Source organism: Actinokineospora sp. (genome assembly GCF_050699995.1).
Classification (GTDB): domain Bacteria; phylum Actinomycetota; class Actinomycetes; order Mycobacteriales; family Pseudonocardiaceae; genus Actinokineospora.
On the sequence record NZ_JBOHGC010000369.1, the window covers coordinates 1 to 24,108 of the forward strand.

The following is a 24,108-nucleotide window of genomic DNA, read 5'->3' on the forward strand; positions in this document are numbered from 1 at the left end:
GGGTGTCACCGGACCGTCGGTGACACCCCTTCTGCGCTTTCGACAGCCATGACGGAGCGCACTTTTCTGCGCACAGGCTGTAGCGCGCTTGGCGGCCCGTTCGGGCAGATCCGCCGTCTTCCTCGCGCTGGGTGTCCGGTTACGACAGTTGGATCACTATCGCTGAATGGGAGCGCCGGCAATGACGAAGGTGAACATGGTGGTCGTCAACCTCACCAACCACACGCTGGAGTTCACGGGCCTGCGGGGCGACGACGTCACCCAGGGGCCGGACCCCATCGTGCGGCCGGGCCAGGCGGGGGTCGTGGCGGTCTTCGACGCCGCGCGGGGCCGGTGGGACTGGGTCTACCTCAAGGACCAGGACAGCGGTCTGGACTACCAGCTCTACATCGAGGAAACCGGCGTCCAGACGAGATACACGTTCTTCGGCTACAAGGACCCGGATTCGACCGAGAAGAACGGCAACCCGAAGCCGTTCAAGGACGGCGTCGACATGTGCTACTGGGGTGGCCAGTCGGCCGCCCTCTTCACGCTGTTGACGCCGCCGCTGCCGCCCACGGAGGCGTGAGCAAGCCGTAGCCAGGGTGCCACCCGAAATGGGTGACACCCCCGGCTAACGGCGGCGGGCGCTTGGGCCCGGGCGGGCGACGACGTCGCGTGGGGAGTCGATCTCGTGGCCTTCGGCGCAGCGGAGGTGGGTGGCGACCGTGGCCCCGCAGTCGCGGTGGGACAGCTCGAGTGGGGAGCCCTCGGGATCCGCCAGGTACCTGTCACCCCAGGACCAGATGGCTACCAGGACCGGGTAGAGGTCGAAGCCCTTCTCCGTCAGCCGGTACTCGTGGCGCTCTCGTTCGCCTGGGTCCCGGTAGGGGCTGCGGCGGAGGACGCCTTCGTCGACGAGCATGGCGAGGCGGTTGGTCAGGACCTGGCGGGGGATGTCGGTGTGCTCCCGCATCTGGTCGAAGCGGCGGATGCCGTTGAAGACCTCGCGCAGGACGACGAACGTCCAGCGTTCCCCGAGAACGCCCATCGCGCGGGCGATGGTGCAGTTGTCGACGGACCAGTCCAGTGCCGGTGGGCGGGTCACGGAGTGCTCCATCACCTCAGCCTAAGTCTCGTTGACAGACTCAGCAAGCCGGTGCGAGGCTGAGTCCATGACACAGACTCAGGAGCGGACCCGCACCTTCAGCTGGGACGACCCACAGATCAACGCCGCCGCGCTGGGACAGCTCAGCGGGCTGGAGCTGATGCGGGCGATGATCTCCGGGGACGTCCCGCCGCCGCCGATCATGCGGCTGCTGGACATCAAGCGGATGGAAGCCGAGGAAGGCCGCGTGATCGTCGAGATGCGCGCGCAGGAGTTCCACTACAACCCGCTGGGCGGCGTGCACGGCGGCGTCATCGCCACGCTGCTCGACACCGCCGCGGCCTGTGCGGTGCACACGACGCTGCCCGCGCGGACCGGCTACACCTCGCTGGACCTGACGACGAAGTTCCTGCGGCCCGCCTCCGTGGCGTCGGGCCTGCTGCGCTGCGAGGGCACCGTCATCTCCCGCGGCAGGCGGACCGCGCTCGCGCAGGCCCAGCTCACCGACGAAGCGGGCAGGCTGCTCGCCCACGCGACTTCAAGCTGCCTTATCTTCGAGGTCTGACGACCAGAGGGCGGCATGAAGATCACCACGGTTCGCGGGGACATCACCGAGCAGCACGTCGACGCCGTGGTCAACGCGGCAAACTCCGCACTGCTGGGCGGGGGCGGGGTGGACGGCGCCATCCACCGTCGCGGCGGGAAGGCGATCCTCGACGAGTGCCGCGCGCTGCGGGCTTCTCGGTACGGGCGCGGGCTGCCCACGGGACAGGCGGTCGCGACGACGGCCGGTGACCTGCCCGCCCGGTGGGTGATCCACACCGTCGGACCCGGCTACGGCGCCGACGACCGCGTCGAGCTGCTCGCCTCCTGCTACCGGGAGTCGCTGCGGGTCGCCGACGAGCTGGGCGCCACGACCGTCGCGTTCCCCGCGGTGTCGGCCGGGTCCTACGGCTGGCCCGCCGAGGAAGCCGCCCGGGTCGCGGTAGAGACGGTCTGGGCGGCGGACACCAAGGTCACCGACGTGCGCTTCGTGCTGTTCGACGAGACCGTGCACAAGGCCTTCGAGGAGGCGCTCCGGAAGGCAGGCCCCACGGACGCCGCGATCACCGCGGACCTGGCCGCCCTGCCGGATGCCCACTGGCAGCGGCTGTTCGCGCGGATGGACGGCCTGACCGACGCCGACCGGGAAGTGAAGTGGGGCGGCGGCGGCGAGGTCAGCCCCGGCGTCACGCAGCTGCCGTACCCGGTCTACAGCGACGCCATCCAGGAGATCCGGGGTCTGCTCCCGATCGCCGTGCACGACTGGCCGAAGTGGATCCGGGACAACCCGGTGTTCCCCGAAGGGGCGGGACTCGACGAGCGCCCGGTCGCCGACGCGGTGCGGCTCGCCACCGCATACCTGCGTGGCGAGCGCTTCAGCGACGGCGCGATCCAGCAGGCCATCGAGAACGGCGCGCTGAACGCGATCGTCGACCGGCTGCGGAAATGGACCGAATCGGAGAAGCTGGGGTAGACCGCGACCGCAGCGACCGCGGCGGACGCCGGGGGCCGACATGCGCAAGCCGGAAGTCTTCGTCCAGGCCGACAGGACTCTGAACAACGTCGTCGCGCGGATCGCCGACGACCAGTGGGACCGTGAGCTGCCGGACACCATGCGCTGGGCGTCGCAGCTGGTCACGCTCAAAGACCTGGTCAATCACCACGCCCGCGACGACGCGTGGGTGCCCGACGTGCTGGCGGGCCGGACGATCGAAGAGGTGGGCGACCAGTACGAGGGCGACCTGCTGGGCGCCGACCCGAGGGCCGGGTTCGCCCGGTGGGTGGAGATCGCGGTCGACGCGGTCGAGCGGTTCCATGACTTCGACCGGACCGTTCACCTGAGTTACGGCGACTTCCCCGCGAGCGACTACCTGCTGCACGCGACGGTGTTCCGCGGGATGGGGCTCTATGACATCGCCGAGTTCGTCGGCATCGAGCCGGAGGTGCCAGAGGAGACGGTCACCGCGCTCTACGAGGTGATCGCCCCGAAGGCGCGGGATCTGCGTGAGATGGGGGTGTTCGGGACGGCGGTGGAGGTCGAACTCGGATGCCCCACTGCAGGACCGCCTGCTGGGCCTCACCGGTCGATCGCCACTGGGCTGAGCGACCGCCGCCGAAGCGACAGTCCGCAACGCGGTGACCGGCCGCCGCCCGGGTGGGCGGCGGCCGCGGACCGTCAGTAGTTGTTGTTCCAGTCACCCAAGCGGACCGTGACGCCAGCCGACCACGGCCACCACCAGTCCGCACCATGAAGCGCAGGTACCCAACTTTGAATTCCGGGGAGGCGGATTAGTTCAACCGGCTGCGGATCTCGTCGTACATCGCGGGCAGGCCGAACTCGCGGACCGTGGTGAGGACCTCGCGAGACAGGGAGCCGAAGGGCTTGCCCACGTCGACCTGCCACCACAGGTCACCGATGGGGACGCCCGCGCCGACAAGGATCAGGTTGCCGATGCGCTCCTGCCAGCCGGTGCCCGCGTGGCCCGCGCCCCGCAGGTAGGGGCGGATGCGGAGCTGGCTGGTCCACTCGTCGGTGGCGGAGACGCTCAGCGCGAGGGTGAACCGGGTGGCGCGTGGGCCGAGGTTGGACTGCAAGATCGACACCTGGCCGACGTGGGAGTCGCGGACCATCCGATAGCGACGACCCTTGCCCGCCAGCCCCAACGCCCGGAGACCAGGTGCGAGCCCGGTTTCGACCATGAGCCGGAACCACTCGTCCGCGTTGCGCACCGCGCCTGGTTCCACCGCCGCCCCCTTAGCCCCTGGGTTGGAATCACGCACCGCGCCCGACCGATTACTGATCTGACACTTGCTGACCTTATCCCGGACCACCGACCGATCCCTAAACATTCCTTGCACTACTGGCGGGTAAGGAAGTTCACCCCATACCACGATAGGCCGATTGGAGTGTAATCTAGATCACAGGGGTATCACCCTGCAGGGTGACTTTGTCAACGGCCATAGAAAAGGATTACGAGCAGCACGTCACGACGTACGCACCCGCACGTCCAGTCCCGGACGGGGAAAGTCTGGAGGACGTCGAATGCCACGCAGTTTCACCCAGCCGGGGATGGCCAGGGTCGCCAGGCCACTGGAGGGCGGCTTAGGGGTCGCGCTCGTAGACGGCGTGCCACTGTTCCGCGAAGGACTATCGGCGCTGATCATGCGCACAGCGGGGTTCACCTGGCTGGGCGCCACGGACACACCACAGGGGGCGGTTCAGTTCGCCGAGCGGTACCACCCGAACGTCGTGCTCATCGACTCCGGACTCGACCCCCGCAGCCACCTGAGCAACATGCTGGCGGCGGCGAACCCGAGCCTGACCACCCTGGTGATGATCCGCGAGTCGCACCGGACTACCCAGTACGTGGCGACCGCGATCGCCTCGGGCGTGCACGGTGTGATCTTGCGCTCCGCGGAGCCGCCGCAGATCATCGAGGCGATCCGGGCCGTCCGCGCGGACCGCCGCTACGTCGATCCGGCGCTCGCCCAGACCGTCGCGGCCCCGCGGGGGCGGCTGACGAGGGTGCCGGACGCGACCCTGCCGCTGTCGAGGCGGGAGTTCCAGGTCCTGCAACTCATCGCCGACGGGCTCGAGAACCAGGCGATCGCGAAGATCCTCTATGTGTCCGTGGAAACCGTGCGGACCCACGTGAAGAGCATTCTGCGAAAACTCGGCGCCCGTGACCGCACACACGCGGTCGCCGTGAGCTTCCGGTCCGGTGTGCTACTCACCCAGGAAACGCCACGTCAGCCCGCACCGAATACCCCTTCAAGAACGGGCACGTGACCGGAACCACCGACGGATCACCCGTCCGCGTCCGCGAATTCACTTGCCGAGGTTACTGACAAGTAATATTCTGTTGTTACCGGTGAGTAGCACTCTCTCGCGTGAAGACACGGAGCATCCAGATGGGTCACTACAAGAGCAACGTCCGAGACCTCGAGTTCAACCTCTTCGAGGTGTTCAACGTCCAGGACCGACTGGGCAAGGGCGTTCTGGCCGAATCCGACGAGGACACCGCCCGCGGTGTGCTGGTCGAGCTGAACAAGCTGGCCGTCGGCCCGCTGGCGGACTCCTTCGCCGACGCGGACCGCAACCCGCCGGTCTACGACCCCAAGACTTTCAGCGCGACGCTGCCCGAGGCGTTCAAGAAGTCGTACCAGGCGCTGTGGGACGGCGAGTGGTGGCGGCTCGGCCTCACCAACGAGTTGGGCGGCTTCGGCCTGCCCCCGTCGGTGTCGTGGGCCGCGGCCGAACTCATCCTCGGCTCGAACCCCGCTCTGTTCATGTACATGGCGGGCCCCGGCTTCGCCGCCGTCGTGCACAACAACGGCACCGAAGAGCAGAAGCACTGGGCCCAGCTCATGATCGAGCGCGCCTGGGGCGCGACGATGGTCCTCACCGAGCCGGACGCCGGTTCGGACGTGGGCGCGGGCCGCACCAAGGCGATCAAGCAGGACGACGGCACGTGGCACATCGACGGCGTCAAGCGCTTCATCACCTCCGGTGACCAGGACATCACCGAGAACATCATGCACCTGGTGCTGGCCCGTCCCGAGGGACACGGCCCGGGCACCAAGGGCCTGAGCCTGTTCCTGGTGCCGAAGTTCCACTTCGACGCCAAGACCGGCGAGCTGGGCGAGCGCAACGGCGCCTACGTCACCAACGTCGAGCACAAGATGGGCCTGAAGGTCTCCACCACGTGTGAGGTCACCTTCGGCCAGCACGACAAGCCCGCCGTGGGCTGGCTGCTCGGCGAGGTGCACGACGGCATCGCGCAGATGTTCCAGGTCATCGAGTACGCCCGGATGATGGTCGGCACCAAGGCGATCGCCACGCTGTCCACCGGCTACCTGAACGCGCTGGAGTACGCCAAGGAGCGCGTGCAGGGCGCCGACCTGCCGAACATGGTCGACAAGACCGCCCCGCGCGTCACCATCACCCACCACCCGGACGTGCGCCGCAGCCTGATGCTGCAGAAGGCCTACGCCGAGGGCCTGCGTGCGGTGTACATCTACAACGCCACCTTCCAGGACCAGGTCTGGACCCAGGAGGGCGACGAGGCGTCGATCAAGCTGGCCGAGCGGGTCAACGACCTGCTGCTGCCGATCGTCAAGGGTGTCGGTTCCGAGCGGGCCACCGAGCAGCTCGTGCAGTCGCTGCAGACCCTCGGCGGCTCCGGCTTCCTGCAGGACTACCCGATCGAGCAGTACATCCGCGACTCGAAGATCGACTCGCTGTACGAGGGCACCACGGCGATCCAGTCGCTGGACTTCTTCTTCCGCAAGATCGTCCGTGACAAGGGCCAGGGCCTCGCGTTCGTCGCCGGTGAGATCACCAAGTTCATCGAGAGCGAGAGCGGGAACGGCCGCCTGAAGCAGGAGCGCGAGCTGCTCAAGCAGGCGCTGGAGGACGTGCAGGGCATCCTCGGCGCCCTCATCCAGTACCTGACCGCCTCGCAGGAGGACTCCCGCAACATCTACAAGGTCGGGCAGCACAGCGTCCGGCTGCTGATGGCGACCGGTGACCTCATGGTCGGCTGGCTGCTGCAGCGCCAGGCCGAGATCGCGCTGGCCAAGCTGGACGCGGGCGCCTCGGAGAAGGACAAGCCGTTCTACGAGGGCAAGGTCGCCGTGGCGTCCTTCTTCGCCAAGAACGTCCTGCCCGAGCTGACCGCCGGTCGCAGGATCGTCGAGTCGGCCGACAACGACCTGATGGACATCGACGAGTCGGTCTTCTGATTCGAGCGCTTCCCGCGGCGCGGACGGCGGCGGTCACCCCCGGGTGACCGCCGCCGTTTTTCGTCGGCACAACACGGGAGTCCGTCAAACGGGTTACCGCGGCAAGAACTTCACCCACTTGAGTGATATTTCGTCGGCGATCACTGTGCCACGACAGGCGAGGCCAACTAGACGGTGCCAGGCTTTTCGTGAAGCGTTCGATCACGCCTCGAAGCGAGGAGCTGACATGGGTGTAGGCGGCATTATCAGCGCGATCATCGTCGGGGCCATTCTCGGCGTCGTGGGTCGGGCGATCGCGCCCGGCGAGCAGAAGATCCCGTGGTGGCTGACCATTCTGACCGGTATCGCGGCCGCGTTCGTCGGCACGCTGCTGGCCCGGCCGTTCGGGTGGGACAAGACGGACGGGATCGACTTCCTGGAGATCATCCTCCAGGTGATCGTCGCGGTCATCGCGGTCACACTGGTGGCAGGCATCTGGGCGAAGATGCGCGGCGGGACAACCGCACGGCATTGACCCACTGACACGACGAAGGGCCCGGTGAGACACCGGGCCCTTCGTTCGTTCGAGTCAGCCCGTGGGAGCAGGCGGCGGGCAGATGATCTTCGGCTGCGGGTTGTACTTCACCGTCCGGGTGTTGCGCCGGACCTCCGCGCCCGACGCGGCGTCGCGGATGATCCGCGTGTCGGAGGTGGTGAAGCCCGGGGCGCCGTTGCTGGGCTTGCAGTTGGTCGCCGGACCCTGCTTCTCGAACGGCGGGGTCTCGGCCGTGCGGCCGCCGGTCACCGATTCCACCGTGTACTTCTTGGTGCCCCAGATCTTCACCGTGATCGACGACGGCGTCCAGATCGTCTGGATGGCGATGCCGGTGGCCGAGTCGTTGGTGAACTTGATGTCGATGACGCTGTTGCCCGCGTGGTCCTGGAACACCGTGGCCTCGCGCGCGGCCGGGTAGCGGCTGATGTAGTAGCTGTGCTCCTTGTGCCCGGCGTCCTTGAGCGCGGCGAAGTAGCTCGCGTTGTACAGGGTCGTGGCGAACTGGGAGATGCCGCCGCCGACCTCGCGGCCCGGCGCGCCGTCCTTGATCACGCCCGCCTCGACGTAGCCCTGGGCCGCGGTGCGCGGGCCGGTGTGGCCGTTGAGGCTGAACGTCTCGCCCGGCTTGACGATCGCGCCGTTGACCTTCTGCGCGGTGACCCGGATGTTGACGCCGGAGTCCGCCGCGAAGCCCTGGGTGGTGAACTCCCCGATGACCTCCTTGATGCCGAGCTGGTTGGCCTGCTCGGTGGTCACCTTGGCGGGGGTCTTCGCGTACTCGACCTTGATCTCGCGGGGGTCCGGCTTCTTGAGGATGTCGAGCAGCGTCGCGAACGCGGTGTCGTACTTGATCCCCATGCCGTCGACCGACGGCGTCACCGTGGGGGTGCCGCCCTCGAAGACAACCTGTGCGTCGTTGCCTTCCTTCTCGGTGGACGCGAGCTGGGGCTTGACCGCCTCGACGATCTTCGCGGTGTCCAGCTTCGGCGTCAGGCCGCCGCCTTCGGCGACCTCGAAGGTCAGCGCGGAGGCGATGACGGCGGGCTCGATCTTGGCGTCCTTGCCCTCGCCCTTGACCACCACGGGCGCGGCGACGGCGGGCTTGGCGACCTCGTCGAACGCGGCCTTCACCGCCTCGGGGGTGGTCTTGACGGGCGTCTCCGTGACGGGCAGCTCGATCGCCTTGCCACCCGCCCAGTCGGCGACCAGCGCCGCGCGGGCCTTCTCGGCGTCGAGGTCCTGACCGGGCAGCGGATCGATCATGGTCGGGGTCACGCCGTCGAACTTGATGCCGCCCTCGACCGGCGCCCGGGTGACCTTGGCCTTGAGCTGCTCGATGGCCGCGTCCAGGGCGACATCGTTCGTGCCGGTGACGACACCGACCTCACGGGTGCTGAACAGCGAGGTGACCCGGACGATCGGGTTGAGCGGCTGGTCGCCCGCCTGGTCGAGCGTGGCGGGCCAGTTCAGGGTGAGCCCGGACCTGCTCGGGTCGAGCTGCTCCTCGACGCTGCCCGCGCGGATCTGGACCGGCTTCGACAGCCGCGGCTCGATCTGCTCGCGCAGGGTCCGCTCGGCCTCGCTCTGCGACATCCCGCCGACCTCGACACCCGCGACCGTGACACCGCGCGGCACTTCGCCGCTGCTCATCAGCAGGTCCACGCCGTAGAGCAGGCCGAGCGCGCCGAAGACCGCGCCCGCGATGATCGCGGGCTTACGCCAGGAGCGGCCCTCGGGTGCCTCGGGCTCCTCGGGTTCGGCGGGCCGGAACTGCTCGGTCCCCGCGTCCCATGGGCCGCCCGGAACCCTGGGGATCAGCTCCGTGAGCTCCCCATTCGACTTCGGCCAGCTGTGCTCCTGCGGCCACTTGTGGTCGTCCGGCACGCCCTACACCTTCCCCTTGACGAACCCCGCCCTACAGATACAAACCGGTTCCGTGCTCAATGCGTTCACTCGCGATGGCATGCACGTCCCGTTCGCGCATCACCAGTCGCCCCCGACCGTGGATCTCGACTTCCAGCTGGTCGTCTGGGTTGAACAGCACCCGGTCGCCGACCTTGATGTTCCGTACGTTGGTGCCGACCCCGAGAACGTCTCCCCACGCGAGCCGCTTGGCCACCTGCGCGGTCGCGGGGATGACGATGCCTCCGGAGCTGCGCCGCTCGCCCTCCTCCGGGGTGAGCTCGACCAGCAGCCGGTCGTGCAGCATCTGGATCTCGAGTTTCTGTTCCGGCACCGACGAATGGTAACCGTCTACTCGCGCTGGACCCGCACGCGTGCTATGGAAGGGAGTCCAGCCCGCCCAGCATCAGGGGGAGCCTGCTCGCACCGGCCGCGGTGACCCGGACGGGAACACCCCAGTCTTGCCTGGTCAGGTGGCATGCGGCGTGCTCGGAGCCGTCGTCGTCACAGCTCGCGGCTTGGGCTACGACGTGCAGCACACCCTCGGGGATATCGGTCGCCACGACCAGCCGCCGGGTCAAGTCGGTGCCGACGCCCGCGCCCGCGCGCAGCAGTTCCGGCGGCGAGGAGGTCACTTCCAGCCGGGTCGACGGGCCGTAGCGGTCATCGAGCTTCTGCCCGTTCGGCGGGGCGAAGACGATGACCAACTCCAGCTCGCCGGGCGCTATGTCCGTCGCCGGCCTGCGCACCTCGTGGGCCTCGCCGTCGACGTGCAGCGCGGCTCCGTTGTTCAGGACAGCTGCGGTGTGTCGTTCGAGCCGGTGCGCGGCCGAGGCGACGACGATCAGCTCGCTGCCGCGCACGACGATGCCGGACGGCTCGGCGATGCCGGTGACGAGCGTGCTCACCTGGTCGGTGGTCGGGTCGTAGCGGCGGATGGCGCCGTTGTAGGTGTCGGCGATGGCGACGGCGCCGTCGTCGAGGACCGCGACACCCAGCGGGTGCTGCAGCAGGGCTTCGTCGGCGTGGCCGTCGCGGTGGCCGAAGGCGAACAGGCCCTTGCCGACCGCGGTGTGCACGGCGAAGTCCTCCGCGTCGACCCAGCGCAGGGCCGAGGTCTCGGAGTCGGCGAGCCACAGGCGGTCGGCGGTTGCGGCGAAGCCCGAGGTCTGGGCGAAGAAGGCTTCGCTCGGCGCGCCGTCCATCAGGCCTTCGACCGTGGTTCCTGAGAACCGTGCGACCTCACCCGCGACCGGGTCGAACCGGCCGAGCGTGTGGTTGCCCGCCATGGCGATGACGACGCCGCCCGCCGGCTCCCACCAGGCGACGTCCCAGGGGCTGGTCAGGTCGATCTCGGCGGCGGGGCCGTCGGTCGCACCCGCCCGCCACTGGGCGCCGGTGCCCGCGACCGTGGTGACCTCGCCGGCGTCGAGGTCGATGCCGCGCAGCAGGTGGTTGACCGTGTCGGCGACGACGACGTGGTAGCCGACCTGCTCGGCGACGTGCTCGGGCAGCAAGGTCAGGCCCGAGGGCTCGGAGAAGGTGGGCTCGGCGCCGTCCTGGCGGCCGCGCTCACCGGTGCCGAAGACCCGGACGATGTCGTCGCCGTCCAGCTCGACCACCCGGTGGTGCGCGGTGTCGGCGACGAGCAGCGACCCGGTCCCGGTCTCGATGGCCTTCGCGGGGAAACGCAGATCGGTGTCGGCGGGCGCGGGCGGCACGTACGGACCGTCGCCGCGGTGCAGGGTGCCCTTGGCCTCGTGCTCGGCCACGACCTCGGCGATGACCCGCCGCAACGCCTCGACATGCCCCTCACCCGCGGCCACGTGCACGACGTAGCCGTCGGGGTCGATGACGACGAGCGTCGGCCACGCCTTGACGGCGTACGCCTGCCAGGTCGTCAGGTCGGGGTCGTCGAGGACCGGGTGGTGCACGCCGTAGCGTTCGACGGCCGCGACGAGCGCGTCCTCGTCGGCTTCGTGCACGAACTTCGGCGAGTGGACGCCGACGGTGACCAGGACGTCGGCGAACTCGGCTTCGAGGGGGCGCAGTTCGTCGAGGACGTGCAGGCAGTTGACGCAGCAGAAGGTCCAGAAGTCGAGTAGGAGCACCTTGCCGCGGAAGTCGCCGAGGTGCAGTGTCCTGCCGCCGGTGTTGAGCCAGCCACGCCCTACAAGCTCGGCGGCGCGCACCCGGCCGCGGGTCTGAGAAGTCACATGCGAAGTGAACACCGATCGGCCCGCTGCTGTTCCTGCGGCACCGGTTCCGACGATTGACACGTTTTGTACAATCTGGGGTATGACGGAGATGCCCATCAGCGCGGCCAGGGATCACTTGGGCGAGGTGGTTTCCCGGGTTGAGCACGCCCATGAGCGCGCTGTGCTGACCAGGCACGGCCGCCCGGTCGCCGCGGTGATCTCGATCGAGGATCTCCGGGCGCTGGAGCGCTTCGAGGACGAGGCCGATCTCGCCGCCGCCCGGGCGGCGCTCGCGGAGCACGAGCCACGCGTGTCGCACCGCGACATCCTCAGCGAGTTCGGTGTCGCCTGAACCGTGGCGTACGAGATCGAGTGGACCGCTGCGGCGGTCCGCGAACTTCGAAAACTGGATCGCCCGGCGGGTCGGCGGATCGCGCTGGCCGTCACGGCGCTAGGCGACGAACCACGTCCGCCCGGGTCGCGAGCGCTCGTCGGCCGGCCCGCAGGCGTGATGCGGATCCGCATAGGCGACTACCGCGTCGTCTACCAGGTGGATGACCACAGAATCATCGTGACCGTCGTGCGGGTCGCCCACCGCCGCGAGGTCTACCGCACGCTCTGATCAGGCCGCTGGGCTTTCGGCGGCCTGCTTGAGCTTGGCCAGCGTCAACTCGATGTTGCGCTGGTTGTGGACGCGGCGGTCGGTCACGCCCGTGCCGATGACCGTCAGCGGGCGAAACCAGGCGGGCCTGCGGTCCCAGGTGCTCTCGGTGACCTTGCAGCCGGTCTCGGTGGGCTCGATGTCGTACTGCCAACGGGACACCGGCAGGCCCAGGAACCTCACGTCGAAGGCGAAGCGGGTCGGGTCGGCGTCGGTCACCGTGGAGACCGTCGACCAGATCCGGATGCCGCGGCGGTTCGAGCCGCGGAATCGGGCCCCCACGCTCGGCCCGGCCGAGCCACCCAGCCACTTGCCGCTGCCGAACTCCTCGGACACCCGCGCCAGGCATGGAAGGTCGCTGACCAGCGAGAACACCTGGTCGGCCGGGGCTTCGACTTCGACCTGGGCGCGGGCGTCCGGTGAGTTCATGGCCTCACCCTAAACGATTTGTCATACCGACGGTATGCCGCGAGCGGCGAACGCCGCGCGCACCGTGGCGGCCGCGGCCGCGCCGTACATCGTGTGGGCCGTGGCGATCGTGGTCAGGGCCGCCGCGGTGAACGAGGTGTCGGGGGCGAAGCCGAACTGGGCGTTGATGATGATGCGGTCGGCGACCTTGGCGCCCAGGGCGTTGCGGATGTCCCAGAGGGCGCGGGACCAGATCATGCCGTCGCGGTGGACGCTGGTGTTGGTCATGTTCGCGTACTTGCTGTCGGTGTCGACCCGACGCAGGCAGTGCGGCTCGGTGGAGGTGTAGCTGACCGCGTCCCAGTCGGCGACGCAGGCGGCGGGGGCGTTGACCGGCCAGTTGTAGTTCTTGGCGGCGGCCAGGCCGACCGTGACGGCGAGGTAGTCGCCGAACGCCTCGCCGATGGAACCCGCCTCGTGCGACGTGCCGAAGCCCGCGACCTGGGCGTCGTGCACCGCGTGGCCGTACTCGTGGACGATGACCTCGCCGTCCTCGGCGTCGTCCACTCCACCCTTGCCCATGCGGATGATGTCGTGCTTGTCCCAGGAGTACGAGTTGTCCTGGCCCCACTGGTTGGTGCGGATGTCCTGCGATTCGGCGTTGACCGGGCGCAGTTCCGAACCGAATCCGAGGGACTGCAGGTATTCCTGGGCCTCATTGCCCCAGAAATACGCCATGACCTGTTCGAATTCATCCTGCTTGCGGGTGTAGACGAATCGGCCGTCGTCGGCCCGGGCCGGGTTACCCGTTTCGGCGCGCACGTTGACCCAGCGGCCGGTGAGGGTGCCGGAGCCGTCGAGGTTGCGCAGCGGAACGGTCGCGTACGCCGAGGCGGGGACGGCGGAGTCGGCGTCCTTGCCGTCGGTGAGCGCCTGGTTTCCGCTGGACTGCACGGGGTTGACCATGAACACCTGGCCCACGCCGGTGGTCGGTGCTGCCTCCGCGGCGGGCACGGCGGTGACGGCGAGCCCTAATGTCAGGGCAAGGACGGTGCGGCGTCGCATCGGATCTCCAATGGCCAAAGGTGCACGGTGTGTGCATCCTGCCTCGCGTGCGCGCTTAGTGGAAGGGCTAGTTGTTGCGCCGCAACATTCGCGTGACACCGGCCGCGACCGTGGTGGCGAGAATCCAGCCCGCGGCGACCAACGCGGCCGCGATCCATTGTGAGGCGCCGCCGACCGTCCATTTGTTCTTGTGTCCGAAGTCGACGATGGGCACGATCAGGTCCAGGGTGTAGAGGACCGGGTTCCACACGAGGTGATCGTCCTCGTTGGACTCACGGGGCGTTTCGATGGTGGCGAACCAGACCGATCCCGCCACAAGACAGGCGATCAGCCAGGCCAGCGCGCGGGTGGGCCGGTAGCCGTAGCCGACCATGGACCGCTGGAACCAGCTCCACGCGTGGATGCCCGGCCGGGTCACGTGCGCGCCGTCGGCGAGGGAGACGTAGCGGCGGCGCTGCTTCTCCACCAGCACGGTGGCGGCGTGTTCCTCGTTGCCGGACGCGCGCAGCATCGCGGCGAGCTGGTCGTACGCGCCGGGGCGGTAGACGCCGCGCATGCCGTGTCGCAGCCAGGCGAGCCGCTCGGTGACGCGGCCGTCGTCGTCCATGCCGACCGGGGCGGTGAGGGCGTCGTAGCGGAAGTCCTGCAGTTCGATGCCGCCCGCGGCGTGCCACACGGCTTCGTTGTCGGCGAGGGCGGCGCAGCGCAGGTGCCGCAGATCGACCCGGCCGCCCGGCGGTGTGCCGACATCGATGCGGAGTTCCTGGGTCTGCACGCCGTAGGCGTTCAGGGCGACGCCGTTGGTGCCGCTCGCCAGCCGGGCGCGCTGGAAGTTGGTCTCCCGGCCCACCTCGGCGCGGCGGATGCGGATCTCACCTTCGGCGTGGCTGTCGGCAAGGATCAGGTCTCGGCCGATGTGGGCCACGCGCAGGTCCAGCGACGGCTTCGGGGAGCGGTCACGGTGGTAGTGGCCAGGCGCCAGCAGCTTGCTGCCGCGCAGGTCGACGTTGGCGCCGATCGTGATGCCGGGCAGCAGGAGCGAGCCGAACACGGTGGCCGAGCGGGCGTCGAGGTTGCCGCCGACGGTGAAGCGCCTGCCCTCCACGGCGTCGCCCGAGCGGTTGCTGAACACGGCACGGTCGAGCAGGACGCTGCCTTGGACCTTGACGTCGACGAAGCGCGCCTGGCCCGCGATGCGGGCGTCGCGGGCGTCGATGCCGCCGCGGACCTCGGTTCCGTCGAAGTGCAGGGACCGGTCGGTGTACGGGCCGGGTCGTGGCGCGTCCGCGTCGTCGCGGAACGTCTCGCGGCCGCCGGAGAGGTCGACTCTGGCGTGCGCCAGGCGAAGCGAGCCGCCGATGTGCGCGTTGACGATGCGGACCGTGCCGCTGCTGGCGAAGCCGCGGTCCAGGTTGACGTTGCCGTCCACTTTGGACCGGTCGGCGACCAGGGTGGCGTTGGGGTCGTAGAACGGGTCGTCGGGCGGCACCGGCCGTGAGTGCTCGGTGCGGGGCGCGAGTTTGGCTCCCCGCAAGGAGAAGTCGCTGTCAATGCGGGCGCTGGCGAGCAACACTTGGCCGACACTGCGGAAGGGAGCGCCGGTCGAGCCGTCGGGGGTGAGATGCAGGTTGCCGCCGACCTGCATGCCGTTGCCGTTGAGGGCGAAACCCTTGGGGTTGTTGAGGAGCGCGCCGGCGAAGTTGACGTTGCCGCCGGTGCGCATACCCGGGATGCGGATCTCACCCTCGGCTTGCAGGTTCGCCGCGAGCAGGGCGCCCGCGAGTTGCAGCCGGTTGGCATGCAGCGCCGGGCCGCCCGCACCGAAGAGCTTGCTGCCGCGCAGCACAAGGGATCCGTGGATCTCGGCGTCGACCAGGTCGACCGTGCCCTGCACGACGGTCCCGGCGACCAGCAGCACGTCGTTGTCGGTGTGCAGGTTCTGCCCATAGAGCCCCGGAAGTGCGCAGTCGCGGAACTCGATACCCGCGAGCTTGCCCTGCCGGATGTCCGGGGCGGACTCGAATCGACAGCGGACGAACTCCAGCAGGTAAGGGAACTCGACCCCACGCAGGTCGAGTTGGCCGACGAGGAACCTGTCCGACACCGTCAACACCGGCGCGGTGGCGGGCCTGCGACGCCGCAGCACGCCGCCGGTGTCGGGCTCGACGGCCCGCACCACGTCCGAGGCAAGCATGTGCGACCACGCGGGCGGATTCGGCCGGTGCGGGTCCAACACCCCGCCGCCCGAGTCTCCCGCCCAGTCCGTGATCGCCATGTGCTTCTCCTTGGTTGCTCAACCCCAAGGAGTTAAACGCATCCCGATCACTCATGGTACCAATCCGGTTGCCCCGCGTGTGCGAAGCAACCGGATGGACCAGTCAGTCGAGGTGCGTCGGGTCGAGCACCCGGCGGAGGAACGACTTGGTGCGCTCGTGCTGCGGCGAGCCGATGACCTGCGCGGGCGGGCCCTGTTCGACGACGTAGCCGCCGTCCATGAACAGCACCTTGTCCGCGACCTCCCTGGCGAACTGCATCTCGTGGGTGACGACCAGCATCGTCATCCCCTCGTCGGCGAGCTGGCGCATGACGGTCAGCACCTCGCCGACGAGCTCCGGGTCGAGCGCGGAGGTCGGCTCGTCGAACAGCATGACCTCGGGGTTCATCGACAGTGCGCGGGCGATGGCCACCCGCTGCTGCTGACCGCCCGAGAGCTGGCTCGGCAACGCGTTGACCTTGTCGGCCAATCCGACGCGCTCCATGTTCTCCATCGCGACCTTCTCGGCCTCGGCCTTCCCGCGCCCGATCACCTTGCGCTGCGCGATGGTCAGGTTGTTCATCACCGTGAGGTGACCGAACAGGTTGAAGGACTGGAACACCATGCCGATCCGGCGTCGAGCCGCGTCGAGATCGCAGTCCGGGTGGGTCAGCTCGGTGCCGTTGACCACCACGGTGCCACCGTTGGGCTCCTCCAGCAGGTTCACGCACCGCAGGAGCGTCGACTTTCCGCTGCCGGACGGGCCGATGATGCACACGACCTCGCCCGGCTGGACCTCCACGTCGATGCCGCGAAGCACGTCGAGAGGGCCAAAACTCTTGGTGAGTCCGGTAATACGGACTGCGGGCTCGGTCACTTTGTCGCCTCCACGTCCACGTCCACCTTCTCCGGCGAGGCGATCTTCTTGCCGCCGGTCCGCTTCTCCAGGTACCGCGACAGGTACGACAGAGGAATGGTGATGATCAGGTAACAGATGCCCGCGACCAGGACCGGCGTCAGGCTCCTCGATTGGTTGAGTTCGGTACGGCCGAACTGGGTCAGCTCGTACTGCAGCTGGCTGGAACCGAGGAATAGCACCAGAGACGAGTCCTTGGTGAGCAGGATCAGCTCATTGGTCAACGGCGGCAGGATGATCTTGAACGCCTGCGGGATGACGATCCACAGCATCGCTTTCGTCGGCGACATCCCCAGCGATCGGGCGGCCTCGACCTGCCCCTTCGGCACGGCCTGGATGCCGGCCCGAATCGTCTCAGCCATGTAAGCCGAGCCGACGATGCCGAGCGCGATCATGATCGAGACATAGCGGTCGAGCTGGGTGCCGAAGGCAAGCGGCACGCCACTGCCGACCGCCAGGATCACGAGCAGAGCGGGCAGGCCGCGGAAGAACTCGATGTAGGCGCCCGCGATCCACCGGTACACCGCGACGGTCGACAGGCGCATGAGCGCCAGGACCACGCCCAGCACCAGGCCGAAGGCGAAGCCCAGCCCGGTGTAGATAAGGGTGTTGACCAGCGCGATGGTGATGACCTCGGGGAACATCTTTCCCGCGACCTCAAGGTCGAAGAACGCGGCACGGATCTTGCCGAAGTCTGCGGTGAACACCGCGATCACGACGACCAGGGCGAGAATGGCGTACTGTACGCCACGGACCGCCCGGACACGTTGGCGTTTGGTCATGGCCATGTGTTGCTCCTAGGAAATGGCTCGGGCATGCGGCGGGGTCGGCGCGTTGTGACGCACCGACCCCGCGGCGTTCGCTACTTGCTCGGCTTCTTGCCGAACCACTTCTCGTAGATCTTGTCGTATTCGCCGCTCGACTTGGCTTCCTTGAGCGTGTCGTTGATGACCTTCAGAAGCTTGTCGTTGCCCTTCTTGACGCCGATGCCGTACTGCTCACCGGTGTCGAACTCCTTGACGACCTCGTAGTCGGTCTTCTTCTTGGCCCAGTCGTAGAGCACACCGTTGTCGTTGATGCCCGCGTCGACCGCGCCGGTCTCCACGGCGTTCAGCAGCAGGCCGAGGTCCTCGAAGGTGACCAGCTCGACGTCCGGGGCGTTCTTCTTGGCGTACTCGTCCCCGGTGGTGCCGTTCTGCACCGCCAGCTTCTTGCCCTTGAGGGACGCGAGGTCGGTGACGCCGGAGCCCTTCTTCGACACGAGCGCCTGCGTCGCGTCGAAGTACGGGTCGGAGAAGTCGAAGTTCTGCTTGCGCGTCTCGGTGATCGTCATACCGGCGGCGGCGAGGTCGCACTTGCCGGAATTCAGGTCCACACCGGACTGGATGCCGTCGAACGGGGTGTCGACGATCTCCTGCGTGACGTTGAGCTTCTTGGCGACCAAGTCGACGAGTTCGACGTCGAAGCCGATGACCTTGCCGTCCTTCTCGAACTGGAACGGCTCGTACGGCAGACCAGTGCAGGTGGTCAGTTTGCCGGCGTTGAGGAGCTGCGGGGCATCCGCCGCACCTGGCGTTGTGCCCCCGGAGGGCGTATCCGACTTACCGCAGCCCGCCGCTGCGACCGCGAGGGCCAGCACGGGGACCAAGGCGAGCACCTTTAGCTTGGATCGAAGCACGGTGTCACTCCTCGTAACTTTGTTCAGATCGAGTGCTCGCATACTGCCACCGTCTCCGCGTGATGTGCAGTACCAGTTCGTTTGTCACATCCCCGCAGCCAAGTTGTTGCGCGACGTTGACCCCGCACGCATCATTTACGCGCTATGGAGGTCAACACCGAAAGAAGTCCACTCGGCCGGCACCATTCGGCCATCCCGCGATCAGTACCCCGACCAGGGCCGAACACCCGGTCTGATGCGATGCGCCCAGGCCTTCGCGGGTGTCGCCGTCGAAGTACTCACTGAACGTGATGTGCTCAGCCCACAGCGGCGAGTCGCTCGCCTCGATCCGCTGCCGACCCGCGATCCCCGGGACGCGGGCGAACCCGGGCGCGGACGAGACCCCGCATGACCCGGCGAGGTGGCGTAGGGCTGCCATGACGTGTGGGCCGGTGCGGGCGGGGGAGTGGTCTTCGCGGTAGACGGTGTCGCGGAAGGCAGTGCGGGGATTCGATGCCCCACTGGCTCGGCCGAGTGCGGGTGGTGGTCCGGTCCTGTCCGCGATCAACCTGGCGGTGGGCGATCGGGGGTGTCGGCCCAGGACAGCGCGCCGAGCGCGGTGTAGAAGCTGGGTTGATTGTGTTTGACCGGGGAAGCAGAACTGCGCGCCGACCTCGTGGAGGTAGTCGGCGTGGCCGCGTTGGCAGTGCGGCGCGTCCGCGGTGACCGCGACGGTGGACAGGTCGGCCGCGACCCCGGCCAGCGGGGCGAGCAACCAGGCGCCGATGGCGGCGTTCACCGCCGCCGGGTCGAGCACCAGCAACGAAGCTCCGGTGGGATCGCGATCTGTGGAAGGAGCTTCGTTCGCATACCGAACCGACACGCTGCTGATCAGCATCGATTTCGTCCTGGTCATCAACGTCTCAGCCAACCACCCAAACGACCTTGGGGGCGCGGACGAGACCCGCAGGACCCACAGGACATTCGACAGGGCGCTACTTATTGAGACACGCGGTCGCTACATAGGTGGATCCAAACCCCAGAGCGGCCCGATAGCATCCCGGCTTGATCTGCGTGCTGAACGCGAACGAGTAGTCCCCTCCGGGGCGGAACACACTTCCACCATTGCAGGTCCACCATGACCCCGGGGTTTGGTAGCAAAGCTGACCAAGCCTGTCCGGGCCCTTCTCCTGCTTGTAGGTGGCCCCGGCTATCACCCACTGTCCCCGGTCGCCTTTCACGTTGATGCAGAGGAATCCGTTGTGGTAAATCACACCGCGCGACCAGATTCGACGCCCCGGCCGTATCAGCGGCCGCGGTCGCTCCGGGCACGACAAGACCAAGCATGGACACCACCGAAAAGATGAGCGCGAAAATCCGCGTTCGCAACTTTCCCATATCAGACCGCCCCTGTCTGTTGATACCCAACAAGATCAGATTATCGTCGCATGGACACGAGGGTGAGATGCCGAATCTCACCCCATCAGTAATTCGATTCCATACCTTTGGGGCTGGCATTGGGCCATCCCGCGATGAGCACCGCCACCAAGGCGGTCCATCCCGTCTGGTGTGAGGCACCCAGGCCTTCGCCGGTGTCGCCGTCGAAATACTCGCTGAACGTGATGTGTTCGGCCCACAGCGGCCCGTCGCTCGCCTCGATCCGCTTGCCGTCGGCGGGCCGGTGGCCGTCCGCACCAGGCAAGAAGAGAGCGGACAGCCGACGCGAGAGGTCGCGGGCGGCCTCACCCGCGGTGACCCTGTTCGCCGAGCCGGTGGGCAGCTCGACGGTGATGCCGCCCCGGTGGAACTCGTCGAGCACGGTGAGCGCCTCGACCAGCAGGGCGTTCGTCGGGAACCACACCGGGCCGCGCCAGTTGGAGTTGCCGCCGAACATCGAGGTGCGGGACTCGCCGGGCTCGTAGTCGACGCGGTGGCCGTAGCCGGCGATGTCGACCTCGATGCCGTCGCGGTGCGCGGCCGAGAGCGACCTGATGCCGTGCGGGGAGAGGAACTCGCCCTCGTCGAACATCCGGGCAAGGACCCGGCGCAGCTTCGACCCGTCCAGCAGGGACAGCAGTGCGCTGCGCTTGCCGTCGTCCTCGCGCCAGGTGAGGAACTGGCCGAACTCGGGCTGGCGGTGCAGCACGTAGTTGAGCCGGTCGGCGAACGCGGGCAGCTCGGTGAACACCCACGGCTCCAGCGACGCCGAGGCCAGCAGCGGGATCAGGCCGACCATCGACCGCACCCGCACCGGCCGCGACTCGCCGCCGCGGGAGAGCAGGTCGTAGCAGAAGCCGTCCTCTTCGTCCCAGATCGGCGTCCCGGCCGACCCGAAGTGCGTCGACGCCTGGGCGATGGCCAGGAAGTGCTCGACGAACTTGGTGGCGACGTCCTCGTACGCCTCGTCGTGGCGGGCGAGCTCCAACGCCATCTGCATGAGGTGCAGCGCGTAGGTCGCCATCCACGAGGTGGCGTCGGACTGCTCGAACCGCCAGCCGTCGGGCAGCTGCTCGGAGCGGTTGACCGGGCCGATGTTGTCCATGCCGAGGAAGCCGCCCTCGAACAGGTTGTTGCCCTCCGGGTCCTTGCGGTTGACCCACCAGGAGAAGTTCAGCAGCAGCTTGTGGAACACCCGGGCCAGAAACAGCCGGTCGCCATGCCCGGTCGCGCGCAGCTCGGCCCGGTAGACCTGCAGCGTCGCCCAGGCGTGCACGGGCGGGTTGACGTCGCCGAACTCCCACTCGTAGGCGGGCAGCCGCCCGTCGGGGTGCATGAGCCACTCGCGGCACAGCAGGATCAGCTGGTCCTTGGCGAAAGCGGGGTCTACCTGGGCGAACGCCACCATGTGGAAGGCCAGGTCCCACGCGGCGAACCACGGGTACTCCCACTCGTCGGGCATCGAGACGATGTCCGCGACGTCCATCTGCGTCCAGTGCCGGTTGCGCGCGAACGGCCCCTTCCGCTCGTCGGGCGCAGGCGGGTGCGCGGGGTCGCCTTCGAGCCACTCGCGGACCCGGAAGCGGTAGTGCTGCTTGGTCCACAACAACCCGGCGTAGGCGCGGCGAGCGACCTTCTTCTCCTCCGGCGTGCCACCGAGGGCGATGCGGTCGTAGAAGTCGTCGGCCTCGGCCTTGCGTTCGTCGATGGTGGCTTGGAAGTTCCGGCCGAACGCCCGGCCGTGGCCGTCACCGGCGATCAGCCGCAGCCGCACGATCACGGACTCACCGGGCGCGACCTCGTCGAACCGGTACCAGGCGGCTGCCTTCGTCCCCGGCTGGGAGGCGGCTTGGACGACCTGGCAGGAGTCGGGGTCGCCGTTGACAATGTGGTCGCCGATGCCGGACTTCGTGTAGCGGCTGGGGTTGGCGGGGCGGCCGAAGAGGAGGGCCTCGTCGGTCTCGTTGTCGGTGACGAGGAGCTGCGGGTCGCCGTCGAAGTGCAGGGTGTGCCGACCGAGGCTGGAGTGCTCGGCCACCACCCGCGACCAGCCGTCGACGGTCGAGGCGATCAGGGCGGGCCTACGGGCGTCCCGGCCCCACGACCAGGTGTTGCGGAACCAGACCTGCGGCACCAGATGCAGCGGCGCGGGGTCGGGGCCGTGGTTGGTCGCGGTGATCTCGACACACATGTCGTCGGGCGCCGCCTTGGCGTAGGTGACCTCGACGTCGAAGAACCGGTTGCCGTCGAGGACACCGGTGTCAGCCAACTCCGGCTCGCGACCGTCGCGGCCCGCCGCCCGGGCCAGCTCACGCAGGCGCTCGTAGGGGTAGGCGGCCTGCGGGTAACGGTAGACGGACTTCATCCAGGAATGAGTGGGGGTGCCGTCGGTGATCCACCAGTACTCCTTGACGTCCTCACCGTGGTTGCCCTCTTGGTTGGTGAGGCCGAAGTAGCGCTCCTTGAGGATCTCGTCCTGGCCGTTCCACAGGGCGAGGCCCAGATTTAGGAACCCGAACCGGTCGCAGATGCCCGCGATGCCGTCCTCACCCCAGCGGTACGCACGGGACCTGGCCTGCTCGAACGGGAAGTAACCCCAGGCGTCACCGTTCGCCGAATAGTCCTCCCGGACCGTGCCCCACTGGCGGCCCGCGAGGTAGGGACCCCACTGCCGCCAAGGTGCGTCGGCGGTCGGGGACTGGGCCATCCTCTCGTGCTCACTCATCACCCCACAGTGTGCGACAGCCCGTCGAATACTGTGAAACACCCCCGTGACGTCTGCCAGGGCCGGTATGGTCGTCACGCAGCGGAGTGGGCGGGGGACTGAAACGGCATGGACGCATTCGACAGCATCACGGGATCACTGGACCGCGCATCGGCGCTGGGCGGCAGCGCGGGCGGGGGCTTGCGTGGGGACATGCCTCCTCCGCCGGGCCCTGGCGCCGGCGGCAAGTTCAACTTCGCCCCGAACGAGATTCGCGCTATCGTCAAGGACTGGCTGGAACTGGCCGACGGGTACCGGGATTCAATGCGTAAATCGACGCGAGCCAGCGCTTTCACCGGTCCAGGCGACGAGTTCGCGAGCGAGCGACACGCGACGACAGCCCATGCATCATTCAACGCCTATTACGACTCCCTCAGTAGCTGTTCAGCTCACGTGAGCTGAACAGCTACGTCGATCACCCTGCGAGGTGGCCGCCACGGTCGCGGCTGATGCCGTGCGGAGCATGAAAGCGGGGGGCTGACATGACGGAACCGATGAACGATATTTTCGGACTTAGCGCTTATGAGATCTACCAAGCGTTGAAAGTCCGCGCTAATGGAACGTTGGGTCTGCAGCATGCGACAGACTCCGCGGCTAAAGAGGCCACCCTCGAAGCGGCGCGCGCAAACCGCGTACTCGAATTGTCGGCCAAGATCGCAGCCGGCTGCGAGGGAGCGGCCGGAGAAGCCGCTCTGGGGGCGGCGAAACCACTGATCGATGTGTCCAAGATCGGCGCGAAGAACCTCGAGCAGACCACCAAAATCCTCGAATCACAGACTCAGGGATTCCACGCGGCCTCGTCGGCGGTGCGGCCGGTCGCCGAGAAACCGCCGGAGACCGGGTTCTTGGACGACATCAAGCCGTGGGCCACGAACACACCCACCGAGTCGGAAAAATACGAAGCGGACTCGCTGCACAACATCCGCGTTTACGAGGCCTACGACCGGCAATCCATGGCGCACGATGAGGCCTTGCCGATGGATTACTCCTATATCCAGGACCCAGGTGGGTCGATCGGGATCGAGCCGCCCGCGAAGACTCCGCCGGACGACCCGGGGACCGGCCGGCCGAAGGACCCGTACACGCCGCCGGGGCGCATCGATGAAGGCCGAGACGAGTGGACTCCGCCGCCGGTGAAGCCGGTGAAGCCGGTTGAGCCGGTCGACCCCAAGCCCGTCGAGCCGGTCGACCCGACCAAGCCGCAGGCGGACGAGACCAGGCCCAACCAGCACATCCAGACCAAGCCCGACCCGGTTCAGGTGCGCCCTCTGCCCACCGATCACCCCTGGCCGTCGAACCAGAACAACAAGATCTACGGTCCCGGCGGCACGGGGACCGGCCGCGTCGGTGACGGCACCGGTAGCGGTCGCGGCAGCGGCGGGCCAGGCGGTCCCCGTGGCGGGGGCGGCGGCGCGGGTGGGGCCGGTGGCTCCGGCA

General features: G+C 68.1%; 23 protein-coding genes and 2 pseudogenes. 12 read left to right on the forward strand and 13 right to left on the reverse strand.

Going from position 1 to position 24,108, the window contains the following annotated elements; translation table 11 throughout:
• Nucleotides 1-181 precede the first annotated feature (181 nt).
• Nucleotides 182-568: a hypothetical protein gene (locus ACRDSQ_RS18190; protein ID WP_431422702.1), complete on the forward strand. Its 387-nt coding sequence runs from the start codon at nucleotides 182-184 to the stop codon at nucleotides 566-568.
• 45 nt (nucleotides 569-613) lie between these two features.
• Here the strand turns inward: ACRDSQ_RS18190 and ACRDSQ_RS18195 are convergent, their stop codons facing one another.
• Nucleotides 614-1,099, reverse strand: a complete 486-nt coding sequence (locus tag ACRDSQ_RS18195; RefSeq protein WP_431422703.1) for a winged helix-turn-helix transcriptional regulator — start codon at nucleotides 1,097-1,099, stop codon at nucleotides 614-616.
• A gap of 55 nt (nucleotides 1,100-1,154) precedes the next feature.
• On the opposite strand from ACRDSQ_RS18195, the gene ACRDSQ_RS18200 reads away from it, so the two are divergent.
• The 4 genes and pseudogenes from ACRDSQ_RS18200 (at nucleotide 1,155) to ACRDSQ_RS18215 (ending at nucleotide 3,312) form a co-directional block, all read left to right on the forward strand.
• Nucleotides 1,155-1,652 carry a PaaI family thioesterase gene (locus ACRDSQ_RS18200; RefSeq protein WP_431422704.1) on the forward strand — a complete coding sequence of 166 codons (498 nt, stop codon included), beginning with the start codon at nucleotides 1,155-1,157 and terminating at the stop codon, nucleotides 1,650-1,652.
• Nucleotides 1,653-1,667: 15 nt separating this feature from the next.
• A pseudogene (locus ACRDSQ_RS18205) lies at nucleotides 1,668-2,162 on the forward strand (O-acetyl-ADP-ribose deacetylase); the annotation flags it as partial.
• Nucleotides 2,139-2,603 (forward strand): DUF6508 domain-containing protein, encoded by a 465-nt coding sequence (locus tag ACRDSQ_RS18210; protein WP_431422730.1) that lies wholly within the window; start codon nucleotides 2,139-2,141, stop codon nucleotides 2,601-2,603. The pseudogene ACRDSQ_RS18205 and the gene ACRDSQ_RS18210, both read left to right, overlap by 24 nt.
• Before the next feature lie 40 nt (nucleotides 2,604-2,643).
• Nucleotides 2,644-3,312, forward strand: coding sequence for a hypothetical protein (locus ACRDSQ_RS18215; protein ID WP_431422705.1), 669 nt, complete (start codon nucleotides 2,644-2,646; stop codon nucleotides 3,310-3,312).
• A 106-nt stretch (nucleotides 3,313-3,418) separates the two neighbouring features.
• On the opposite strand, the gene ACRDSQ_RS18220 is transcribed toward ACRDSQ_RS18215, so the two are convergent.
• Nucleotides 3,419-3,874 carry a hypothetical protein gene (locus ACRDSQ_RS18220; protein WP_431422707.1) on the reverse strand — a complete coding sequence of 152 codons (456 nt, stop codon included), beginning with the start codon at nucleotides 3,872-3,874 and terminating at the stop codon, nucleotides 3,419-3,421.
• Between the two features lie 298 nt (nucleotides 3,875-4,172).
• Here ACRDSQ_RS18220 and ACRDSQ_RS18225 point away from each other — a divergent pair, with 298 nt between their 5' ends.
• The 3 genes from ACRDSQ_RS18225 (at nucleotide 4,173) to ACRDSQ_RS18235 (ending at nucleotide 7,388) form a co-directional block, all read left to right on the forward strand.
• A complete protein-coding gene (locus ACRDSQ_RS18225; protein WP_431422708.1) occupies nucleotides 4,173-4,919 on the forward strand; it encodes a response regulator transcription factor in 747 nt (248 codons plus the stop codon).
• A 122-nt stretch (nucleotides 4,920-5,041) separates the two neighbouring features.
• The gene (locus ACRDSQ_RS18230) at nucleotides 5,042-6,874 is read left to right on the forward strand and encodes an acyl-CoA dehydrogenase (protein WP_431422709.1); all 1,833 of its coding nucleotides are present in this window, start codon (nucleotides 5,042-5,044) and stop codon (nucleotides 6,872-6,874) included.
• Nucleotides 6,875-7,100: 226 nt separating this feature from the next.
• On the forward strand, nucleotides 7,101-7,388 hold the full coding sequence (locus ACRDSQ_RS18235) for a GlsB/YeaQ/YmgE family stress response membrane protein (RefSeq protein ID WP_431422711.1): 288 nt from the start codon (nucleotides 7,101-7,103) through the stop codon (nucleotides 7,386-7,388).
• Between the two features lie 54 nt (nucleotides 7,389-7,442).
• Here the strand turns inward: ACRDSQ_RS18235 and ACRDSQ_RS18240 are convergent, their stop codons facing one another.
• The 3 genes from ACRDSQ_RS18240 to ACRDSQ_RS18250 form a co-directional block, all read right to left on the reverse strand.
• The gene (locus ACRDSQ_RS18240; protein ID WP_431422713.1) at nucleotides 7,443-9,293 is read right to left on the reverse strand and encodes a VanW family protein; all 1,851 of its coding nucleotides are present in this window, start codon (nucleotides 9,291-9,293) and stop codon (nucleotides 7,443-7,445) included.
• A 31-nt stretch (nucleotides 9,294-9,324) separates the two neighbouring features.
• The gene (locus tag ACRDSQ_RS18245) at nucleotides 9,325-9,618 is read right to left on the reverse strand and encodes a GroES family chaperonin (RefSeq protein WP_431422731.1); all 294 of its coding nucleotides are present in this window, start codon (nucleotides 9,616-9,618) and stop codon (nucleotides 9,325-9,327) included.
• Between the two features lie 70 nt (nucleotides 9,619-9,688).
• Nucleotides 9,689-11,503 carry an NHL domain-containing thioredoxin family protein gene (locus tag ACRDSQ_RS18250; protein WP_431422732.1) on the reverse strand — a complete coding sequence of 605 codons (1,815 nt, stop codon included), beginning with the start codon at nucleotides 11,501-11,503 and terminating at the stop codon, nucleotides 9,689-9,691.
• 106 nt (nucleotides 11,504-11,609) lie between these two features.
• Between ACRDSQ_RS18250 and ACRDSQ_RS18255 the strand changes: the two genes are divergently transcribed.
• Nucleotides 11,610-11,861 (forward strand): type II toxin-antitoxin system Phd/YefM family antitoxin, encoded by a 252-nt coding sequence (locus tag ACRDSQ_RS18255; protein ID WP_431422714.1) that lies wholly within the window; start codon nucleotides 11,610-11,612, stop codon nucleotides 11,859-11,861.
• A 3-nt stretch (nucleotides 11,862-11,864) separates the two neighbouring features.
• Nucleotides 11,865-12,131: a type II toxin-antitoxin system RelE family toxin gene (locus tag ACRDSQ_RS18260; RefSeq protein ID WP_431422716.1), complete on the forward strand. Its 267-nt coding sequence runs from the start codon at nucleotides 11,865-11,867 to the stop codon at nucleotides 12,129-12,131.
• On the opposite strand, the gene ACRDSQ_RS18265 is transcribed toward ACRDSQ_RS18260, so the two are convergent.
• From ACRDSQ_RS18265 to ACRDSQ_RS18300, 8 genes are all read right to left on the reverse strand, one after another.
• Entirely contained in the window at nucleotides 12,132-12,599 is a 468-nt protein-coding gene (locus tag ACRDSQ_RS18265) for an SRPBCC family protein (protein WP_431422718.1), read from the reverse strand. It lies immediately after the preceding gene.
• A gap of 21 nt (nucleotides 12,600-12,620) precedes the next feature.
• Nucleotides 12,621-13,643, reverse strand: a complete 1,023-nt coding sequence (locus ACRDSQ_RS18270; protein WP_431422719.1) for a M4 family metallopeptidase — start codon at nucleotides 13,641-13,643, stop codon at nucleotides 12,621-12,623.
• Nucleotides 13,644-13,710: 67 nt separating this feature from the next.
• A complete protein-coding gene (locus tag ACRDSQ_RS18275) occupies nucleotides 13,711-15,918 on the reverse strand; it encodes a hypothetical protein (protein ID WP_431422720.1) in 2,208 nt (735 codons plus the stop codon).
• Between the two features lie 103 nt (nucleotides 15,919-16,021).
• A complete protein-coding gene (locus tag ACRDSQ_RS18280; RefSeq protein WP_431422722.1) occupies nucleotides 16,022-16,774 on the reverse strand; it encodes an amino acid ABC transporter ATP-binding protein in 753 nt (250 codons plus the stop codon).
• Nucleotides 16,771-17,601: an amino acid ABC transporter permease gene (locus ACRDSQ_RS18285; protein ID WP_431422723.1), complete on the reverse strand. Its 831-nt coding sequence runs from the start codon at nucleotides 17,599-17,601 to the stop codon at nucleotides 16,771-16,773. The genes ACRDSQ_RS18280 and ACRDSQ_RS18285 overlap by 4 nt, the downstream gene beginning before the upstream one ends.
• Nucleotides 17,602-17,675: 74 nt before the next feature.
• Nucleotides 17,676-18,491 (reverse strand): ABC transporter substrate-binding protein, encoded by an 816-nt coding sequence (locus ACRDSQ_RS18290; RefSeq protein ID WP_431422724.1) that lies wholly within the window; start codon nucleotides 18,489-18,491, stop codon nucleotides 17,676-17,678.
• Nucleotides 18,492-18,642: 151 nt separating this feature from the next.
• A complete protein-coding gene (locus ACRDSQ_RS18295) occupies nucleotides 18,643-19,293 on the reverse strand; it encodes a hypothetical protein (protein WP_431422725.1) in 651 nt (216 codons plus the stop codon).
• A 660-nt stretch (nucleotides 19,294-19,953) separates the two neighbouring features.
• Nucleotides 19,954-22,632 carry an MGH1-like glycoside hydrolase domain-containing protein gene (locus ACRDSQ_RS18300; protein WP_431422727.1) on the reverse strand — a complete coding sequence of 893 codons (2,679 nt, stop codon included), beginning with the start codon at nucleotides 22,630-22,632 and terminating at the stop codon, nucleotides 19,954-19,956.
• Between the two features lie 108 nt (nucleotides 22,633-22,740).
• Between ACRDSQ_RS18300 and ACRDSQ_RS18305 the strand changes: the two genes are divergently transcribed.
• Together ACRDSQ_RS18305 and ACRDSQ_RS18310 are read left to right on the forward strand one after the other, a co-directional pair.
• The gene (locus tag ACRDSQ_RS18305; RefSeq protein ID WP_431422729.1) at nucleotides 22,741-23,073 is read left to right on the forward strand and encodes a hypothetical protein; all 333 of its coding nucleotides are present in this window, start codon (nucleotides 22,741-22,743) and stop codon (nucleotides 23,071-23,073) included.
• Nucleotides 23,074-23,153: 80 nt separating this feature from the next.
• A pseudogene (locus tag ACRDSQ_RS18310) lies at nucleotides 23,154-24,108 on the forward strand (hypothetical protein); the annotation flags it as partial.

Bases quoted from the DNA above. Each gene is read 5' to 3' on its own strand.
- ACRDSQ_RS18230 (WP_431422709.1), top strand. From the start codon at position 5,042: ATGGGTCACTACAAGAGCAACGTCCGAGACCTCGAGTTCAACCTCTTC.
- ACRDSQ_RS18270 (WP_431422719.1), bottom strand. From the start codon at position 13,643: ATGCGACGCCGCACCGTCCTTGCCCTGACATTAGGGCTCGCCGTCACC.
- ACRDSQ_RS18245 (WP_431422731.1), bottom strand. From the start codon at position 9,618: ATGCTGCACGACCGGCTGCTGGTCGAGCTCACCCCGGAGGAGGGCGAG.
- ACRDSQ_RS18275 (WP_431422720.1), bottom strand. From the start codon at position 15,918: ATGGCGATCACGGACTGGGCGGGAGACTCGGGCGGCGGGGTGTTGGAC.
- ACRDSQ_RS18255 (WP_431422714.1), top strand. From the start codon at position 11,610: ATGACGGAGATGCCCATCAGCGCGGCCAGGGATCACTTGGGCGAGGTG.
- ACRDSQ_RS18195 (WP_431422703.1), bottom strand. From the start codon at position 1,099: ATGGAGCACTCCGTGACCCGCCCACCGGCACTGGACTGGTCCGTCGAC.
- ACRDSQ_RS18215 (WP_431422705.1), top strand. From the start codon at position 2,644: ATGCGCAAGCCGGAAGTCTTCGTCCAGGCCGACAGGACTCTGAACAAC.
- ACRDSQ_RS18190 (WP_431422702.1), top strand. From the start codon at position 182: ATGACGAAGGTGAACATGGTGGTCGTCAACCTCACCAACCACACGCTG.
- ACRDSQ_RS18265 (WP_431422718.1), bottom strand. From the start codon at position 12,599: ATGAACTCACCGGACGCCCGCGCCCAGGTCGAAGTCGAAGCCCCGGCC.
- ACRDSQ_RS18300 (WP_431422727.1), bottom strand. From the start codon at position 22,632: ATGAGTGAGCACGAGAGGATGGCCCAGTCCCCGACCGCCGACGCACCT.
- ACRDSQ_RS18285 (WP_431422723.1), bottom strand. From the start codon at position 17,601: ATGGCCATGACCAAACGCCAACGTGTCCGGGCGGTCCGTGGCGTACAG.
- ACRDSQ_RS18235 (WP_431422711.1), top strand. From the start codon at position 7,101: ATGGGTGTAGGCGGCATTATCAGCGCGATCATCGTCGGGGCCATTCTC.
- ACRDSQ_RS18225 (WP_431422708.1), top strand. From the start codon at position 4,173: ATGCCACGCAGTTTCACCCAGCCGGGGATGGCCAGGGTCGCCAGGCCA.
- ACRDSQ_RS18305 (WP_431422729.1), top strand. From the start codon at position 22,741: ATGGACGCATTCGACAGCATCACGGGATCACTGGACCGCGCATCGGCG.
- ACRDSQ_RS18200 (WP_431422704.1), top strand. From the start codon at position 1,155: ATGACACAGACTCAGGAGCGGACCCGCACCTTCAGCTGGGACGACCCA.